This window comes from Streptomyces sp. NPDC051172 (genome assembly GCF_040682555.1).
In the GTDB taxonomy this organism is placed as follows: Bacteria; Actinomycetota; Actinomycetes; order Streptomycetales; family Streptomycetaceae; genus Streptomyces.
Window position 1 is genome coordinate 135,636 of record NZ_JBFBBE010000007.1, and the last position, 17,579, is coordinate 153,214.

At 70.6% G+C, this 17,579-nt stretch carries 13 protein-coding genes; 7 read left to right on the plus strand and 6 right to left on the minus strand.

Features of this window, described 5'->3' with window-relative positions:
* The first annotated feature begins 53 nt into the window (after positions 1-53).
* Positions 54-1,397, plus strand: coding sequence for an MFS transporter (locus AB0N07_RS06315; RefSeq protein ID WP_365832620.1), 1,344 nt, complete (start codon positions 54-56; stop codon positions 1,395-1,397).
* Entirely contained in the window at positions 1,378-3,033 is a 1,656-nt protein-coding gene (gene pgi / locus AB0N07_RS06320) for a glucose-6-phosphate isomerase (protein WP_365832622.1), read from the plus strand. The genes AB0N07_RS06315 and pgi overlap by 20 nt, the downstream gene beginning before the upstream one ends.
* Before the next feature lie 107 nt (positions 3,034-3,140).
* Here the strand turns inward: pgi and AB0N07_RS06325 are convergent, their stop codons facing one another.
* From AB0N07_RS06325 to AB0N07_RS06335, 3 genes are read right to left on the minus strand one after another with little or no spacing between them, the layout of a single operon-like run.
* Positions 3,141-5,981, minus strand: a complete 2,841-nt coding sequence (locus AB0N07_RS06325) for an FtsX-like permease family protein (protein ID WP_365832625.1) — start codon at positions 5,979-5,981, stop codon at positions 3,141-3,143.
* A 39-nt stretch (positions 5,982-6,020) separates the two neighbouring features.
* The gene (locus AB0N07_RS06330) at positions 6,021-6,773 is read right to left on the minus strand and encodes an ABC transporter ATP-binding protein (protein WP_365832627.1); all 753 of its coding nucleotides are present in this window, start codon (positions 6,771-6,773) and stop codon (positions 6,021-6,023) included.
* The gene (locus AB0N07_RS06335) at positions 6,770-7,285 is read right to left on the minus strand and encodes a PadR family transcriptional regulator (protein WP_030933343.1); all 516 of its coding nucleotides are present in this window, start codon (positions 7,283-7,285) and stop codon (positions 6,770-6,772) included. Before AB0N07_RS06335 ends, AB0N07_RS06330 begins: the two co-directional genes overlap by 4 nt.
* 123 nt (positions 7,286-7,408) lie before the next feature.
* On the opposite strand from AB0N07_RS06335, the gene AB0N07_RS06340 reads away from it, so the two are divergent.
* From AB0N07_RS06340 to AB0N07_RS06360, 5 genes are all read left to right on the plus strand, one after another.
* On the plus strand, positions 7,409-8,680 hold the full coding sequence (locus tag AB0N07_RS06340) for an ABC transporter substrate-binding protein (protein ID WP_365832629.1): 1,272 nt from the start codon (positions 7,409-7,411) through the stop codon (positions 8,678-8,680).
* 135 nt (positions 8,681-8,815) lie between these two features.
* Positions 8,816-10,441 carry a glycoside hydrolase family 13 protein gene (locus AB0N07_RS06345; RefSeq protein WP_365832631.1) on the plus strand — a complete coding sequence of 542 codons (1,626 nt, stop codon included), beginning with the start codon at positions 8,816-8,818 and terminating at the stop codon, positions 10,439-10,441.
* A 62-nt stretch (positions 10,442-10,503) separates the two neighbouring features.
* Complete coding sequence (locus AB0N07_RS06350) at positions 10,504-11,832, plus strand: ABC transporter substrate-binding protein (RefSeq protein ID WP_365832633.1); 1,329 nt, start codon at positions 10,504-10,506, stop codon at positions 11,830-11,832.
* Between the two features lie 6 nt (positions 11,833-11,838).
* Entirely contained in the window at positions 11,839-13,200 is a 1,362-nt protein-coding gene (locus AB0N07_RS06355; protein ID WP_365832635.1) for an ABC transporter permease subunit, read from the plus strand.
* Positions 13,197-14,036, plus strand: coding sequence for a carbohydrate ABC transporter permease (locus AB0N07_RS06360; RefSeq protein WP_365832637.1), 840 nt, complete (start codon positions 13,197-13,199; stop codon positions 14,034-14,036). Before AB0N07_RS06355 ends, AB0N07_RS06360 begins: the two co-directional genes overlap by 4 nt.
* 152 nt (positions 14,037-14,188) lie before the next feature.
* Here AB0N07_RS06360 and pgl read toward each other — a convergent pair whose 3' ends face one another.
* Genes pgl through zwf form a run of 3 tightly spaced genes read right to left on the minus strand, consistent with a single transcriptional unit; the run spans position 14,189 to position 17,579 of the window.
* The gene (gene pgl, locus AB0N07_RS06365) at positions 14,189-14,971 is read right to left on the minus strand and encodes a 6-phosphogluconolactonase (protein ID WP_365832639.1); all 783 of its coding nucleotides are present in this window, start codon (positions 14,969-14,971) and stop codon (positions 14,189-14,191) included.
* A complete protein-coding gene (gene opcA / locus AB0N07_RS06370; protein WP_365832641.1) occupies positions 14,968-16,059 on the minus strand; it encodes a glucose-6-phosphate dehydrogenase assembly protein OpcA in 1,092 nt (363 codons plus the stop codon). Before opcA ends, pgl begins: the two co-directional genes overlap by 4 nt.
* Positions 16,056-17,579, minus strand: a complete 1,524-nt coding sequence (zwf, locus tag AB0N07_RS06375) for a glucose-6-phosphate dehydrogenase (protein ID WP_365832643.1) — start codon at positions 17,577-17,579, stop codon at positions 16,056-16,058. Before zwf ends, opcA begins: the two co-directional genes overlap by 4 nt.

Sequence of the window (17,579 nt, forward strand, 5' to 3'; positions counted from 1 at the left end):
TTGTCAGTGGTGCCCTCTACGGTTTGTGCATCGGCAGATCGTGAGGGGGAGTTGTGGCGACGGTCGAGGGAGTTGTCAGTCTTGCGCCCGCGTGGCGTGGGGGATTCGGGCGGCTGTGGACGGCCGCGGTGGTGTCCCGGTTCGGAGACGCGCTGCGGGGTGCGGCGCTGCCCCTGCTCGCCGCTTCCCTGACCGACCGCCCCCTGCTCATCGCGTCCGTGACCGCCTGCGGCTATCTGCCCTGGATCGTCTTCGGACTGTTCGGCGGCGCGGTCGCGGACCGCGTGGACCAGCGACGCGCCATGTGGACGGTCGATGCCGTACGAGCACTGCTCGTCGCCGCCTTCGCCGTGGCCGTCGCGCTCGGCCACGCCTCGATCGCGCTGCTCATCGTGCTGGCCTTCGTGCTGACCACCCTCCAGACGCTCTTCGACAACGCTTCCACGGCCCTGCTGCCCGTCCTGGTGGCTCCGGAGGCGCTCGGCAGTGCCAACGCCCGGCTGATGACGGGACAGCAGATCGCGGGCGGCCTGATGGGGGCACCGGCGGTACCGCTGCTGCTGGCCGCCGGGGCCGCCGCCCCCTTTGCGGCCGACGCGGGGACCTTCCTGGTGGCCGCCGCGCTGGTCTCCTCGCTGCGCACCGCCACACCCGAGCGCGGGCCGAAACCGGCGGGCAGCACCCTGCGCCGGGAGATCGCGGCGGGACTGCGCACGCTGTGGCGCGACCGTGCCCTGCGCGGACTGTGCGCCGCGACCGCCCTGTGCAACATCGGCATGGGCGCTCTCATCGCCACCCTGGTCGTCCTGGTGACCGGCCGGCTGGACGCGGGCACCGCCGGATACGCGGCGGCGACCACCGCGTACACCGTCGGCGGTCTGGCCGGGGGAGTCGCGAACCGGCAGGTAACCGCCCGGCTCGGACCCATGCGGGCCGTACTGCTCGCCGGCCTCGTACAGACGGGCACCCTGGTCGTCATGGGCAGCGTGCGCAGTCTGACCCCGACGGCGGCGGCACTCGCCGTGTTCGGCTTCATGGGAATGGTGTGGAACGTCAACACGACCACGCTGATGCAGCAGCGCACCCCTGCCGAACTGCTCGGCCGGGTCAGCTCCGCCTTCCGCACCCTGGCCGTCGCCGGGGCACCGCTGGGCGCCCTGCTCGGCGGCGCGGTCGCCACCGCCTGGGGTCTGAACACGCCGGCCCTGCTCGCCGCCGCCTTCTTCGTCCTGTCGGTCCTCGCCCTGATACCTGCCCGCAAGCCGGACGTACCTGTGGGTGCGCCGCACGGCGACACCACGACGGTCATGTCACGCGCTGATCAACTAGGTTGGGACCGGCAGCGGGGCAAGGCAGGAAAGAAGGCTGAAGTCCGAAATGAACGCAGACGTCCGTAACAGGCTCAACCAGACGCCCGAGTGGACCGCGCTGGCCAAGCACCGTGAGGAGCTCGGCGAAGTGCGGCTGCGGGACCTGTTCGCCGCAGACCCGGGACGCGGCGCCGGGTACACACTCCAGGTCGGCGACCTGTACATCGACTACTCCAAGCACCTCGTCACCGACGAGACCCTGCGGCTGCTGCGTGAGCTGGCCGCCGCCACCGACGTCTTCGGCCTGCGGGACGCCATGTTCCGCGGCGAGAAGATCAACACGACCGAGAACCGCGCCGTACTGCACACCGCGCTGCGCGCCCCGCGCGAGGCGGTGATCGAGGTCGACGGGGAGAACGTCGTGCCGGGTGTGCACGCGGTGCTCGACAAGATGGCCGAGTTCGCCGAGCGGGTCCGCTCCGGCGTCTGGACGGGCCACACCGGCAAGCGCATCAAGAACGTCGTCAACATCGGTATCGGGGGCTCCGACCTGGGTCCGGCGATGGCGTACGAGGTGCTGCGCAGCTACACCGACCGCGACATCACGGTCCGCTTCGTGTCGAACGTCGACGGCGCCGACCTGCATGAGGCGACCCGTGACCTGGATGCGGCGGAGACGCTTTTCGTCATCGCCTCCAAGACCTTCACCACCATCGAGACGATCACGAACGCGACCTCGGCGCGGGAGTGGCTGCTCGGTGAGCTGAAAGCCGGTCAGAGTGCCGTCGCCCGGCACTTCGTGGCGCTGTCGACGAACGCCGGGAAGGTGTCGGAGTTCGGCATCGACACGGCGAACATGTTCGAGTTCTGGGACTGGGTCGGCGGCCGGTACTCGTACGACTCGGCGATCGGGCTCGCGCTGATGATCGCCATCGGGCCGGATCGTTTCCGGGAGATGCTCGACGGGTTCCGGCTGGTTGACGAGCACTTCAGGTCGGCGCCCGCGGAGTCCAACGTGCCGTTGCTGCTGGGCCTGTTGGGTGTCTGGTACGGCAACTTCCATGACGCCCAGTCGCATGCGGTGCTGCCGTACAGCCACTACCTCTCCAAGTTCACCGCCTATCTGCAGCAGCTGGACATGGAGTCCAACGGCAAGTACGTGGGCCGGGACGGGCGGGAGGTGGACTGGCAGACGGGGCCGGTGGTGTGGGGCACGCCGGGCACCAACGGGCAACACGCCTACTACCAGCTGATCCATCAGGGCACGAAGCTGATCCCGGCGGACTTCATCGGGTTCGCCGAGCCGGTGGCCGAGCTCAGCGAGGGGCTCAAGGCGCAGCACGACCTGCTGATGGCGAACTTCTTCGCGCAGACGCAGGCCCTCGCCTTCGGCAAGACACCGGACGAGGTGCGGGCCGAGGGCGTGCCGGAGGAGCTGGTGGCGCACAAGACGTTCAAGGGCAATCACCCGACGACGACGATCCTGGCGCGCGAGTTGACGCCGTCCGTGCTGGGCCAGTTGGTTGCGCTGTACGAGCACAAGGTGTTCGTGCAGGGCGCGGTGTGGAACATCGACTCCTTCGACCAGTGGGGCGTCGAGCTCGGCAAGGTGCTGGCCAAGCGGGTCGAGCCCGCACTGACCGAGGGGACTGAGGTGGCGGGCCTGGACGAGTCCAGCAAGGCGTTGGTCGCCAAGTACCGGGAGCTGCGGGGGCGGGCGTAGCACCACCGCGATGGCCGGGGGGAAGCGAGCGGTGCGTGACCGTCCGCTTCCCGCCGCCGCACAACCCGCAGGATTTCCACGGCGGTTGATGCGCCTGGCAGCCCCGTTCAGGCCACCGCGCTGAGGGTGTCCGCGAGCCGTCGTCTTGCCGCGCGTGCCGCCGGGAGGGCGGCGAGTGCAGCCGCACCGAGCACCGCGGCGGCACCGAAGAGCAGGAGCAGTACCGGTGACGGGCTCTGGGCGATCCCCGCGCCGATGCCGCTGGATCTGCCCTGGGAGTTGATCAGCCAGTGCGCGAGGGGGGTGCCGAGGGCCGTACCGGCGAGGACGGCGGCCAGGGCGGTGCAGCCGGTGGCCGTGACGGTGATCCCGGTGATCTGGCGCGGGGACAGACCGATGGCCTTGAGGGCGAGCAGATCGCGTTCGCCCTCGCGGACGGTGCCGCCGATCGCGGTGAGCAGTTCGACGAGCCCGATGAGGGCCAGGACGGCGATCAGGCCGACGACGACCGAGCGCAGGGGTGAGAGCCCGTCGGCAGGGTTGGTCACGGCGTGCACGTCGAGCCGGCCGTGCCCGGCGGCGGCCAGCCGGCCGGCGATCGCGTGCGGGTCGGATCCGGGGCGCAGACGGAGCTGGTAGAGGGTGGGGGTGAGGCGCGGGTCGTTCTCGCGGAGGGTGTCGAGGGAGGTGGAGATGACCCGGCCGGCGTTCTCCGGTTCGATGCTGCGGCCCACGATGTGCAGGATCTGCGGCTGGTCGCCGACCGTCATCCGCACCCAGTCGCCGACGCGGACGTCCAGCAGGTCCAGGAGCCCCTGCCCGGCCACCGCCTCGTCGCTGCCTCGGGCGGGGCGGCCCTGGGCCAGGGTGTACGGGTAGGGGTTCCGGCTGGTGCCGAGGCCGCGCAGGGCGATCGTGGCCGTCTGGCCCGGCACCAGGGCGGCGACCTCGACACCCGGGTAGACGGCGGCGACCTGCGGGTCGCGCTGCAGCAGGGTGCGGGCGTCCCGGTCGCTCAGACCTGCGTCGGCGTGGACGGTGAGCGCGGCCGGCAGCCCGATCTGCTCGGGCCTGCTGTGGAAACGGTCGATGGTGGTCCAGGCACTCATCGCCACGACGATCAGCAGCAGGGGTAGAGCCAGCCGGGCCACGGTGGCCAGGGACCGCAGCCGACGGACCGAGGCAGTGTGCCAGCCCAGCACCAGGGCGGGTGGCACACCGAGCCCCAGGGCCCGCCGGGCCATGCCGGAGAGATGCCCGCCGGAGGGGGCAGCGGAGGGCAGGCCGGCGGCGCGATGCGCCGCCTCGCCGGCCTGAGCCACCGCACCCGTGGCCCGAGGGCCGGACACCCCTCGCGTCGGCCCCGAAGGCACATGCCCCGCCGAAGCGGCGGTCCGCGGGCCGAGCCCGAGGGCCCGCTGGGCCATCCCCGACAGCCCCGTGCCTCCTGTTGCCGCAGGTCGGGCGGTGGTGGGCTGCGAGTCCGGGGATTGGGGTGCCGGGTCGGTCGAGGGGCCGTCGGTGGGTGCCTGGGGGGCGGGTGTCGTTTGGGTTTCGTGTGGCAGGCGGTGGGCCGGTGGGGTTGCCGCTTTCAGCCCGAGGGCCCGCTGGGCCATCCCTGACAGCCCCGTGCCTCCTGTTGCCGCAGGTCGGGCGGTGGTGGGCTGCAAGTCCGGGGATTGGGGTGCCGGGTCGGTCGGGGGGCCGTCGGTGGGTGCCTGGGGGACGGGTGTCCGTAGACCCCGGTCGGGCAGCCGGGTGGGCGATGGGGCTGTGGCCGCCAGGCCCAGTGCTCGACGGGCCAGGCCCAGCCCTCCGCCCCCGGCGCCCGCAGGCCGAGCCACCGGGACCGGTGGTACGCGGCCCGCTCGCCAGGCTGCCAGGGCCGTTGTTGCGCCGATGAAGAGGACGGCGCCGGTCGGGACGGCGAAGAGGGTCGGGGTGTGGCCGGGCAGGCCCTGCCATACGCCGAGGGCGTCTCCGAGGCGGCCGGGGAAGTGGCTGCCCAGGGCCTCGGTGAGCGTTGCCGCGGCTGCGGCGCCGAGGACGGCGTAGGCGATGTGCTGGAACAGGAACACGCGGACGACCTGGGCCGGGGTGAAGCCGATCGCCTTCAGGACCGAGATGTCGCGGAGGTGGCCGCGGATGCGGGTGGCGATCGCACCGTGGACGGCGAGGCCCGCGGCGACCAGTGCGCCGAGGCCGAACAGGCCCAGGACCTGGCCAAGCAGCCGGTTGTCGCCCTGTGCCTCGGCGCGGGCCTGCTGCCAGGTGGAGACCTCGCCGATGGCCCCCGCGCCGAGGACGGTCACGGCGCGCTGGACGGCGTAGTCCGTGTCCTCGGGGTCGGTCAGGCGCAGTCCGATGACCTGGCCGGTGGGGTGCGGCACCGCGGAGGGGAGGGCCCAGACCAGGCCCGGCTGCTCGTTCGCGCGGTAGCGGGGCTCCGCGCTGTCGGCCACGCCCACGACGGTCACCGTCCGGGCCGTGCCCGGCACGGTGAGCGTGTCGCCCGGTTCGGCGAGCAGGGCGCGGGCGAGGCGGCTCTCCAGGACCACGCCGTCGGGAGTGGCGGCCGTCAGCCAGTGGCCGGCGGCGAGCAGCGGGCGGCCGACGCGGGGGCGCTCGGCGGTCGCGCGCAGTTCGACCGAGGCGCGGGTGCCGCGTGCGGCGAGGGTGGTGACGGCGGTGGGGTAGGGGCCGGCGACGGACTCCACGCCGTCCAGTCCGGCAAGCTTTCCCGCCTGGGCGGACTTGTCGGTGTGGAGCCAGACGTGCGCGCCGCGCTCCTGGGTGAAGATCCGCTGCCAGGGGTTGGTGGCGTATCCGAACAGGGCCGTGGCCAGCAGCAGCGACACGACGATCCCGGCGGTGGCGAGGACCAGGAACAGCGCCTCGCCGCGGTGCGTGCGCAGATCGGAGTGCGCCCAGCGCAGTGTTGCTCGCATACGGCTCAGGCCTTCCGGGGATCGTCGTACACCCGCATGTCAGTCCCTGAGCTCCAGCACCCCGGATATCCCGCTCTTGCGGGACGCCCCGGTGCCTTCCAGCTCCGCGTCGTCGGCGATCCGGCCGTCGAAGAAGCTGATCACACGGTCCGCGGCGCTCGCCAGCCGGGCGTCATGGGTGACCAGCACGATGGTCTGGCCGCGCTGGTGGAAGCGGGTCAGCAGCCGCATCACCTCACGGGTGCCCTTGCTGTCCAGGCTGCCGGCGGGTTCGTCGGCCAGGAGGAGGGGCGGGTGGTTGACCAGGGCGCGGGCCAGAGCGACCCGCTGCTGTTCGCCGCCCGACAGCTCGCCGGGCATGCTGCGCTCCTTGCCGCCCAGCCCCAGTTCGCCGAGCAGCTGCTCCCGTTCGGCCCGCGCCTGCTTCGGCGTGACACCCGCGAGCAGGGCCGGCAGCTCCACGTTGTCGGCGACCGACAGATTGGAGACCAGGTTGAAGAACTGGAAGACGATCCCGATCCGCTTCCTGCGCTCCACTGCCCAGCGCGCCTCGCTCCAGGCGTCCGTGCGCTCACCGTCCAGCCGGATGCTGCCGCCGTCCGGCCGCTGCAGCCCGCCCAGCAGATGCAGCAGGGTCGACTTGCCGGCCCCGGACGGACCGGTGACGGCCACGAACTCGCCCTGCCGAACGCACAGGTCCACCCCGCGCACGGCATGCGCCGGGGCGCCCTCGCCGTAGTGCGTCTTGACCAGGCCTTCTGCGTGCAGCACGGGAGCGGGACTGTCGCTCACTCCAGCTCCTCCAGCTCTTCCTGACACCGTTCCAGCCAGTCGAGGTCGGCCTGCAGGTGCAGCATCGCGCCCTCGATCAGCAGATGGGCGATGCGGTTGTCGCGGTCTTCGGCGGCGGCCAGCTTCGACAGGTCGCGCATGGTGTTGAGGTACTGGCGCCGCTGCTTGTTGATCAGGGCGATCTGCTCGGCGAGACCGGTCTGCGGAGCGAGCGCCAGCTTCATGAAGAACTCGTCCCGCACCCGCGGCTCGTCCTCGGGTTCCTCGAACCAGGCGCGCAGCGCCTCCCGCCCGGTGTCGGTGAGGTGGTAGACCTTTTTGTTGGGCCGGCTCGACTGCTCGACGTCCTCGCCCTCGATCAGCCCTTGCTTCTCGAGGCGGCCGAGGGTTACGTAGATCTGGCCGACGTTCGGCTGAGGGTACGCGGAGCCCAGCAGTTGCTCAAGGTCCTGCTTGAGCTCGTAGCCATGGGCCGGACCGCGTGCCAGGAGTGCCAGGAGGGGCAGGCGCACTCGTGCTGTCCTCCTGTCCTCGGAATGTGCTCCAGGCCCTAGTATCGCGCATACCTAACAGGTATACATGGCCTCTGTCCCCGGGCGACGATGCCCGTGGTGCCGGTGTACAGGGAGGAACCTATGCGGTGGATCCATGCCGCGGGTAGGGGCCTCCTTGTTCTCGTGGTGGTCATGACCGGATACGTCACCTCGGGCGCTCACGCGGACGAGGGCACGGCGGGCGGCCGCGGGCCGTTGACGCTCGCCACCGCCGGAGACCTCACCAACTACCTCGACCCCCTTCTCCAGGGCTGGAACCGCACTCACCCCGGCGAGAAGGTCACCCTCGTCGAGCTTCCCGACTCCGCCGACGAGACCCATGCGCAGATGGTCACCGACCTGCGCGGCGGGGACCGCAGCCGGTTCGACGTCCTCAACATCGATGTCAGCTGGACCTCGGAGTTCGCGGCGGCGGGCTGGATACGGCCGCTGCCCCGCGACCGCTTCCCGATGCAGGGCTTCCTGAAGCCGGTCGTCGACACGGCGACCTACGACAACCGTCTGTACGCCGTCCCGTACGTCACCAACGCCGGACTGCTCCTCTACCGCAAGGACATCCTCGCCAAGGAGGGCGTCCCGCCGCCGCGCACCTGGGCGGAGCTGGAGTACGACGCGAAGACCATCGCGCCGAAGTACGGACTCGACGGCTACGCGGGGCAGTTCCTCCCGTACGAGGGACTCACCGTCAACGCCGCCGAGGCCGTCTACTCCGCGGGCGGCAGCATCCTCGGCGACGAGGGCGCACGCGTCACCGTGGACTCGGCCGCCGCCCGCGAGGGCATCGGCTTCCTCGCCCGGGGCGTGCGCGAGGGCTGGATCCCGAAGAAGGCGCTCACCTACAAGGAAGAAGAGTCCAAACAGGCCTTCCAGGACGGCCGTCTGCTCTTCCTGCGCAACTGGCCCTACGCCTACGTCGGCGCTTCAGCCAAGGGCTCCCCGGTCGCCGGCAGGATCGGAGCCGTACCACTGCCCGGTCCGGACGGGCCCGGCAGGAGCGTCCTCGGCGGCTCCAACCTGGCCGTCAACACGCACACACGGCACCCCGACTCCGCCGCGCGCCTGCTCGCGTATCTCACCAGCGAGCCCGTCCAGCGCCAGGTCCTCACCCGCGGCGCGCTGCCGCCCGTACGGGCCGCGCTGTACGAAGACCCCGAGCTGATACGGCGGTTCCCGTATCTGCCGACCCTGCGCACCAGCGTCCTGCATGCCGCGCCGCGCCCCAAGAGCCCCCGCTACGACCAGGTCAGCCTGGTGGTGCAGGCGGTCGTGCACGACGCGATGACCGGGCACGAGACACCCGCAGCAGCGGTGCAGAGGCTGGCGCGGGAGCTGGCCGCCGTCTCCAGTCGCTAGTTACTCGTTAAGTAACGCGGAAGTCTCATCTGGCCTCAGGATGCCCCTTTAAGTCCGCTTTTGCCATGCCAACTCACCAGTAGCTTCTGTTTCTTTCATTGACACCCTCACGACACACCTACCTAACATGCATGCATGTTGAGTAAGTACCGCTGGTGGCGTGACGCGGTGATCTACCAGGTGTACGTCCGCAGCTTCCTGGACAGCACCGGAGACGGCATCGGCGATCTGGCCGGGGTCCGCGCCGGACTGCCGTATCTGAAGAAGCTGGGCGTCGACGGGATCTGGCTGAGCCCCTTCTATCCGTCCCCGCAGCACGATCACGGCTACGACGTGGCCGACTACTGCGACGTCGACCCGCTCTTCGGCGACCTCGCCGAGTTCGACCTGCTGATGGCGGCCGCCCGGAAGCTCGGCGTCAAGGTGCTGCTGGACGTCGTGCCCAACCACTGCTCCAGCGAGCACCCGTGGTTCCAGGAGGCCCTCGCCTCAAAGCCCGGCAGCGCGGCCCGCGCCCGCTTCCACTTCGCCGACGGCCGCGGCCCGGACGGCTCCGAACCACCCAACAACTGGCACTCCATGTTCGGCGGCCCCGCCTGGACCCGGGTGACCGAGCCGGACGGCCGCCCCGGCCAGTGGTACCTGCACATGTTCGCGCCCGAGCAGCCCGACTGGAACTGGCGCAACCCCGCCACCGGCGCCGAGTTCGACCGCGTCCTGCGCTTCTGGCTGGACCGGGGCATCGACGGCTTCCGCATCGACGTGGCCGCCGGCCTCTACAAGCACCCCGAGCTGCCCGACTCCGACGACCCCGAGGCCGACGCCCGCACCCGCGACTCCGTCAACCCGCTCGCCTGGAACCAGCCCGAGGTGCACGACGTGTGGCGGCACTGGCGGGCGGTGTGCGAGGAGTACACGGCCCGCGACGGCCGCGAGCGGCTGCTGGTCGGCGAGGTGTCGGTGCCGACCGCACGCGAACACGCGCAGTACGTCCGCTCCGACGAACTCCACCAGGCCTTCTTCTTCGACCTGCTCAGCGCACCCTGGAACGCCGACGCCTTCCGCAAGGTCATCACCGAGGCCATGCAGGACATAGCCGGCACGGGCTCCACGGTCACCTGGGTCCTCAACAACCACGACCAGGTCCGCACCGTCACCCGCTACGGCGAACCCGCACCCGAGAGCAGCGGCCTGGGCACCGCCCGCGCCCGCGCCGCCGCACTGCTGATGCTGGCGCTGCCCGGAGCCGCGTACATCTACCAGGGCGAGGAGCTGGGCCTGCCCGAGGTCGTCGACCTGCCCGACGACGTGCTCACCGACCCGATCTTCCGCCGCACCGGAAGCCGCGCCCGCATCCGGGACGGCTGCCGGGTGCCGCTGCCCTGGTCCGGGCAGGCCTCGCCCTTCGGCTTCACCTCCGGCGCCGAAAGCGCGCGGCCGTGGCTTCCGCAGCCGTCCTACTTCGCCGAGTACGCCACCGACCGCGCCCTCGCCGACACCCGCTCCTTCTGGCACCTGTACCGCGACGGCCTCCAACTGAGGGCCGCACTGCCCCAGTTGGGCGAGGGAACGCTCGACTGGCTGGAGACCCCGCCGGGCGTCCTCGCCTTCACCCGCGGCGACGGCCTCGTCTGCGCCGTCAACTTCGGTACGGCGCCCATGCCCGCACCGGTCTCCGGCACCCCGCTGCTCTCCAGCGGCCCCTGCACGGCCGGGGTGCTGCCCGGTTCGACGGCGGCCTGGTGGATCAACGACCTCTGACCACCACCGCCCATCACCCCCTGATTGTTCGTCAGTTTCCCACCCTTGAAGGGACATCAACGATGATGCGACGACGCACGACCCTGCTCGCGAGCTGCACCGCCCTCGCCCTCTCCCTCGGCGCGACCGCCTGCGGAGGCGGCGGACCGGTCACCGCGGGCGGCGGCGACAAGGCCCTCAGCGGGCAGACGGTCACCGTGGCCGGTGTCTGGACCGGCAGCGAGCAGAAGAACTTCCAGAAGGTGCTGGACGCGTTCAGCGCGAAGACGGGCGCCAAGACGCAGTTCATCTCCACCGGCGACAACGTCTCCACCGTCGTCGGCAGCAAGATCGAAGGCGGCAACGCGCCCGACGTGGTGATGGTCCCGCAGGTCGGGGTGTTGCAGCAGTTCGCCAAGAAGGGCTGGCTCAAGCCGCTGTCCGCCACCACCCACAAGGCCGTGGACGCGGGCTACGCCCCCGTCTGGAAGAAGTACGGCAGCGTCGACGGCACCCTGTACGGCCTCTACTTCAAGGCCGCCCACAAGTCGACGGTCTGGTACAGCCCCGCCGCCCTCTCCCAGGCGGGCGTCAAGCCGCCGAAGACGTACGACGAGATGCTGAAGGCCGGACACACCGTCTCCGACTCCGGGCTCGCCGCCTTCTCGGTCGCCGGGCAGGACGGCTGGACCCTCACCGACTGGTTCGAGAACATCTACCTCTCGCAGGCGGGCCCCGAGAAGTACGACGCCCTGGCCGCCCACAAGCTGAAGTGGACCGACGCCTCGGTGGTCAAGGCGCTCGGCACCCTCGGCAAGCTCTTCAAGGACAAGCAGCTGATGGCGGGCGGCCAGAAGGAGGCCCTCAACACCGACTTCCCGGGCTCGGTGGAGAAGGTCTTCGGACCCAAGCCCGAGGCCGGCATGGTCTACGAGGGCGACTTCGTCGCCGGGGTCGCCCACGACCAGTTCGGCAAGACCATCGGCACGGACGCGAACTTCTTCCCCTTCCCCGCGGTCGACGGCGGCAAGGCCCCGGTGGTCAGCGGCGGCGACGCAGCCGTCGTCCTCAAGGACGGCAAGAACGCCACGGCCGGCATGAAGCTCCTGGAGTACCTGGCCACCCCGGAGGCGGCGGCTGTATGGGCGAAGGCGGGCGGCTTCCTGTCCCCGAACAAGAAGCTGTCTCTCGACTCCTACGGCGACGACGTCGCCCGCGCCACCGCCAAGTCCCTTGTGTCGGCCGGGGATTCGGTCCGCTTCGACATGTCCGACCAGGCACCCGCGGCGTTCGGCGGCACGAAGGGCGCGGGCGAGTGGAAGCTGCTCCAGGACTTCCTGAGCGACCCGTCGAACCCGAAGAGCACCGCGGCGCAGCTGGAGGCCGCGGCGGCCAAGGCGTACAAGGGCTGACGCGTCATGACCGCGACTCTGGTGAAAGAGACAAGTCCGCCCCCGGTCGCGGGCGTCGAACGGGCCCGGCGCTCCCGCCGCCGGGCCCGGCTCATCGCCCTGCTCTTCGTCTTCCCGGCGCTTCTCCTGCTGGGTGCGCTGGTCGTGTACCCCGTGCTGTTCTCGATCGGCCGCAGCTTCTTCGACGCGTCCGGGACGCGCTTCGTGGGCGGCGAGAACTACACCGAGATGTTCCGGGACCCGGCGACCCTCAAAGCCGTACGGAACACGGCCATCTGGGTCGTCGTGGCGCCCGCGCTGCTGACCGGGCTCGGCCTGGTCCTCGCCGTACTGGTGGAGAAGGTCCGCTGGGCGACGGCCTTCAAGCTCCTGCTGTTCATGCCGATGGCGGTGTCCTTCCTGGCGGCGGGCATCATCTTCCGGCTCGCCTACGACGAGGACCCGAACAAGGGCGTGCTGAACGCGGCCGTTGTCTCGGTGCACGACGCCTTCAAGGGCACATCGGAGTATCCGACCGCGCGGGCCCGCGTGGGCCAGGGGCTGAAGGCGGGGCCGGACGGCTCGTACCGGACGAGCGGAAGCGTGTCGCCGGGACGGTCGGTTGCGCTCGGGCTCGTCGGCGTCGCGCCGAAGGACCTGCCGGGCGGTGCCGAGCCCGCGTACGGCGCCGCGCACCGCAAGGCCGCTCCCGACGAGTTGCGCGGGGTCGTCTACCTGGACTTCACCCCCGGCGGGGGCGGGAAGCAGGGCCAGGTCGACCCGCGGGAGAGCGGGCTGCCCAGGATGAAGGTCGAGGCGGTGGCGGACGACGGAAAGACGGTCGGGAGTACGACGACGGCCGCTGACGGCTCCTTCCACTTCGCGGGGCTGAAGTCCGGCTCGTACACGGTGGAGTTGCCCGCGTCGAACTTCGCGCAGCCGTACCAGGGCATCTCGTGGCTCGGGCCGATGCTCGTCACGCCGGCGATCATCGGGGCGTACCTGTGGATCTGGACCGGATTCGCGATGGTCCTGATCGGCGCCGGGCTTGCGACGCTGCCGCGCGATGCGCTGGAAGCGGCACGGATGGACGGCGCCAACGAGTGGCAGATCTTCCGGCGGATCACGGTGCCGCTGCTGGCACCGGTGCTCACGGTCGTCTTCGTGACCCTCGTGATCAATGTGATGAAGGTCTTCGACCTCGTGTACATCATCGCGCCCGGGCCGGTGCAGGAGGACGCGACCGTGCTCGCCACCCAGATGTGGCTGGTGTCCTTCGGCGGCGGCAACAACCAGGGGCTCGGCAGTGCGCTGGGTGTGCTGCTCCTGCTGCTCGTGGTCCCCGCCATGGTCTTCAACGTCCGTCGTTTCCGGAGGAGTCAGCGATGAACGCGGTCAGGCGTGGCCTGGGCAATGGGCTTGTGCAGGCTTTCCTGGTGGTGATCGGTCTGGTGTGGCTGACACCGCTCGCGGGATTGTTCCTGTCGTCGTTGCGGTCCTCGCAGGACTCGGCGAGCAGCGGCTGGTGGAAAGTGTTCAGCAGCCCGGGGCAGCTGTCCTTCGACAACTACTCGGCGCTGCTGAAGAACTCCGGGATGACGCAGGCCTTCTGGAACACGGTGCTGATCTCCGTGCCGGCGACCGTGCTGGTCGTGGTGCTGGCGGCGCTGGCCGGATACGCCTTCGCCTGGCTGGATTTCCCCGGGCGGGAGGCCGTCTTCCTGGTCGTGGTGGCCCTGCTGGTGGTGCCGGTGCAGATCGGGCTGCTGCCGGTGGCCAAACTCTTCGGCCGACTGGGGCTGTTCGGGACGATTCCGGGGGTCGTGCTCTTCCATGTGGCGTACGGGCTGCCGTTCGCGGTGTTCCTGCTGAGGAACTACTTCGCCGAGATGCCGAAGGAGATGCTGGAGGCTGCTCGCATGGACGGCGGGAGCGAGTGGCGGATCTTCACGCGGCTGGTGCTGCCGGTGGGGCGGCCGGCGATTGCCTCGCTGGCGATCTTCCAGTTTCTGTGGGTGTGGAACGACATGCTGGTGGCGCTGCTGTTCGCGGACAGTTCCTCACAGCCGTTGACTGTGCAGCTTCAGTCGCAGATACGGCAGTTCGGGAGCAACATCGATGTGCTGGCGCCGGGGGCGTTTGTGTCGCTGGTGGTGCCGGTGGTGGTGTTCTTCGCGTTCCAGAAGCACTTTGTGCAGGGGGTCATGGCGGGTTCGGTGAAGTGAGGGGTGCGGGCACCGGGATCCTCGCCCCTGCCGCCCCTTCCCGTCCCGACCCGGGGGCAGGCCCCCGGACCCCCGCTTCGGCCTCAACGGCCTCGTCCTCAAACGCCGGACGGGCTGAAAATCAGCCCGTCCGGTGCTACGGCGAAAACGCCTCAGGGTGAAGCCGGCGGATACAGCGACCGGGGCAGCTGCGAGGCCGCCGCAGCGTCCAGCAGCCACAGGGTGCGCTGTCGGCCCGTCGCGCCCGCTGCCGGGGCCTGGATCTCACCGGCGCCGGACAGGGCGATCGCGGCCGCCTCCGCCTTGTCCTCACCGGCCGCCAGCAGCCAGACCTCACGCGCCGCGCGGATGGCGGGAAGCGTCAGGGTCACCCGCGTGGGCGGGGGCTTCGGCGCGCCGTGGACGCCCACCACCGTGCGGTCCGTCTCGCGGACCGCGGGCAGCTCCGGGAACAGCGAGGCCACGTGGGTGTCAGGGCCCACGCCCAGCATCAGGACGTCGAAGGTCGGCACGGCACCGTGGTTCTCCGGGCCGGCCGCCCGGGCCAGTTCCTGCGCATAGCCCTCCGCCGCCGCCTCGACATCGGTCCCGTACGGCCCGTCCGACGCCGGCATGGCGTGCACCCGCTTCGGATCCAGCGGGACGGAGTCCAGCAGGGCCTCGCGGGCCTGCGTGACATTGCGGTCCGGGTCACCTTCGGGCAGGAAGCGCTCGTCCCCCCACCACAGGTCGAGCCGGCCCCAGTCGATCGCGTCCCGGGCCGGTGCGGCGGCAAGGGCGGCCAGCAGACCGTTGCCGTTGCGACCGCCCGTGAGGACCACGGAGGCATAGCCCCGGGAGGCCTGCGCGTCCACGATCTTCGTGATGAGGCGGGCCGCGGCGGCCTGCGCCATCAGTTCCTTGTCGTGGTGCACGACCAGCTGCGGAGTACTCATTTCGCCGCCGCCTTCGTCGCCTTGTTCTCGGCCGCGTCGTTCACCGACGCCTCCGCCTTCGGCTCTGCCTCCGCTTCCGGTGCGGAAGCTTCCTCGGCAGCTTCGACGGCGGCCTCTTCTCCTTTGGGGGCCACGGCCTCGGAGGGGTCCGGCGTGGGCAGCGAAGGGTTCAGCCGGTCCACCCCGAACCGCAGCGCCGAGGCATAGGTGTCGTCCGGATCCAGCCGCCGCAGCTCCTCCGCGATCAGCTCGGCCGTCTCACGCCGCTTCAGCGCCACCGCACGGTCGGGCTGGCCCTCGATGGACAGGGTTGCCAGGGAGCCGTCCGCCCGGTCCAGGACTATCTGGCCGGTGTCGGTCGCCATGCGGACCGCCGTCAGGCCCGGCCCGTTCGACAGCGACCGCTTCACCGGCACGTCCAGCCGGTCCGCCAGCCACATCGCCAGCAGCTCGCAGCTCGGGTTGAACTCCTCGCCCTCCACCTCGACGGCCGCCACCTCGCAGGTGACCTGGTCGAGCGCGGCGGCCAGCATCGAACGCCAGGGCGTGATACGGGTCCAGGACAGGTCCGTGTCGCCGGGGGTGTACGTGTCGGCGCGCGCCGTCAGCTCCCGTACCGGCTGCTCCGCGGCGTACGAGTCCGTCACCCGGCGCTGGGCCAGAGCGCCCAGCGGGTCGTTCGCCGGGTCGAGGGGCGCGTTCACCGGCCACCAGACCACCACCGGGGCGTCCGGCAGCAGCAGGGGCAGGACGACGGACTGGGCGTGGTCCGCGACCTCGCCGTACAGGCGGAGCACGACCGTCTCACCCGTACCCGCGTCCGCGCCCACCCGCACCTCGGCGTCCAGCCGGGACTGCGTACGGTCGCGGGGCGAGCGCGAGACGCGCTTGATGACCACGAGGGTGCGCGAGGGGTGCTCGTGCGAGGCGTCGTTCGCGGCCTTCAGGGCGTCGTACGCGTTCTCCTCGTCCGTCACGATGACCAGCGTGAGCACCATGCCGACAGCCGGCGTGCCGATGGCGCGACGGCCCTGCACCAGCGCCTTGTTGATCTTGCTGGCCGTGGTGTCCGTGAGGTCTATCTTCATGGCCGGCGCCAGCTCCGTCCGTCTCGCTCGAGCATTTCGTCCGCCTCGACGGGCCCCCACGTGCCGGAGGGGTACTGGGCGGGCCTGCCGTTCTGGTCCCAGTACTGCTCGATCGGGTCGAGGATCTTCCAGGACAGCTCGACCTCCTCGGTGCGCGGGAAGAGGTTCGAGTCGCCGAGCAGGACGTCAAGGATCAGACGCTCGTACGCCTCCGGGGAGGACTCGGTGAAGGACTCGCCGTAGGCGAAGTCCATCGACACGTCCCGGATCTCCATCGAGGTGCCCGGCACCTTGGAGCCGAAGCGGACCGTCACGCCCTCGTCCGGCTGGACGCGGATGACGATCGCGTTCTTGCCGAGCTCCTCCGTCGCGGTGTGGTCGAAGGGGGAGTGCGGGGCCCGCTGGAAGACGACCGCGATCTCGGTGACACGGCGGCCCAGGCGCTTGCCGGTGCGCAGGTAGAACGGCACGCCCGCCCAACGGCGGTTGTCCACCTCCAGCTTGATGGCCGCGTAGGTGTCCGTCTTCGACTTGGCGTCGATGCCCTCCTCCTGGAGGTACCCGACCGCCCTCTCGCCGCCCTGCCAGCCCGCCGCGTACTGACCGCGCACGGTGTCCCGGCCCAGGTCCTTCGGCAGCCGTACCGCCCCGAGAACCTTGGTCTTCTCGGCGGCCAGCGCGTCCGCGTCGAAGGAGGCGGGCTCCTCCATGGCCGTAAGAGCCATCAGCTGGAGCAGGTGGTTCTGGATGACGTCACGGGCGGCGCCGATGCCGTCGTAGTAGCCGGCCCGGCCGCCGATGCCGATGTCCTCGGCCATCGTGATCTGCACATGGTCCACGAAGGACCGGTTCCAGATCGGCTCGAACATCGTGTTGGCGAAGCGCAGCGCCAGGATGTTCTGGACGGTCTCCTTGCCCAGGTAGTGGTCGATGCGGAAGACCTGGTCCGAGCCGAAGACCTCGTGGACGACCTTGTTGAGCTCCTCGGCCGACTTCAGGTCGTGGCCGAACGGCTTCTCGATGACCGCGCGGCGCCAGGAGCCACCGGTCTGGTCGGCGAGACCGTGCTTCTTCAGCTGCTGGATGACCACGGGGAAGGAGCGCGGCGGCACCGACAGGTAGAAGGCGAAGTTGCCGCCCGTGCCCTGTGCCTTGTCGAGCTCCTCGATGGTGCCGCGCAGCCGCTCGAACGCCTCGTCGTCGTCGAAGGTGCCCTGCACGAAGCGCATCCCCTGGATGAGCTGCTGCCAGACCTCCTCACGGAACGGCGTACGGGCGTGCTCCTTGACCGCGTCGTGGACCTCGGCCGCGAAGTCCTCGTGCTGCCACTCGCGGCGCGCGAAGCCGACGAGGGAGAAGCCCGGCGGCAGCAGACCCCTGTTGGCGAGGTCGTACACGGCGGGCATGAGCTTCTTCCGTGACAGATCGCCCGTGACGCCGAAGATGACCAGGCCCGACGGCCCCGCGATACGCGGGAGCCGTCGGTCGGCGGGGTCACGCAGCGGGTTGCTGCTCGACAA

What these genes read in the sequence shown, in the direction of transcription:
- pgi (WP_365832622.1), top strand. Translation starts at nt 1,378, where the DNA reads ATGAACGCAGACGTCCGTAACAGGCTCAACCAGACGCCCGAGTGGACC.
- AB0N07_RS06325 (WP_365832625.1), bottom strand. Translation starts at nt 5,981, where the DNA reads ATGCGAGCAACACTGCGCTGGGCGCACTCCGATCTGCGCACGCACCGC.
- AB0N07_RS06340 (WP_365832629.1), top strand. Translation starts at nt 7,409, where the DNA reads ATGCGGTGGATCCATGCCGCGGGTAGGGGCCTCCTTGTTCTCGTGGTG.
- AB0N07_RS06345 (WP_365832631.1), top strand. Translation starts at nt 8,816, where the DNA reads ATGTTGAGTAAGTACCGCTGGTGGCGTGACGCGGTGATCTACCAGGTG.
- AB0N07_RS06350 (WP_365832633.1), top strand. Translation starts at nt 10,504, where the DNA reads ATGATGCGACGACGCACGACCCTGCTCGCGAGCTGCACCGCCCTCGCC.
- AB0N07_RS06355 (WP_365832635.1), top strand. Translation starts at nt 11,839, where the DNA reads ATGACCGCGACTCTGGTGAAAGAGACAAGTCCGCCCCCGGTCGCGGGC.
- AB0N07_RS06360 (WP_365832637.1), top strand. Translation starts at nt 13,197, where the DNA reads ATGAACGCGGTCAGGCGTGGCCTGGGCAATGGGCTTGTGCAGGCTTTC.
- pgl (WP_365832639.1), bottom strand. Translation starts at nt 14,971, where the DNA reads ATGAGTACTCCGCAGCTGGTCGTGCACCACGACAAGGAACTGATGGCG.
- opcA (WP_365832641.1), bottom strand. Translation starts at nt 16,059, where the DNA reads ATGAAGATAGACCTCACGGACACCACGGCCAGCAAGATCAACAAGGCG.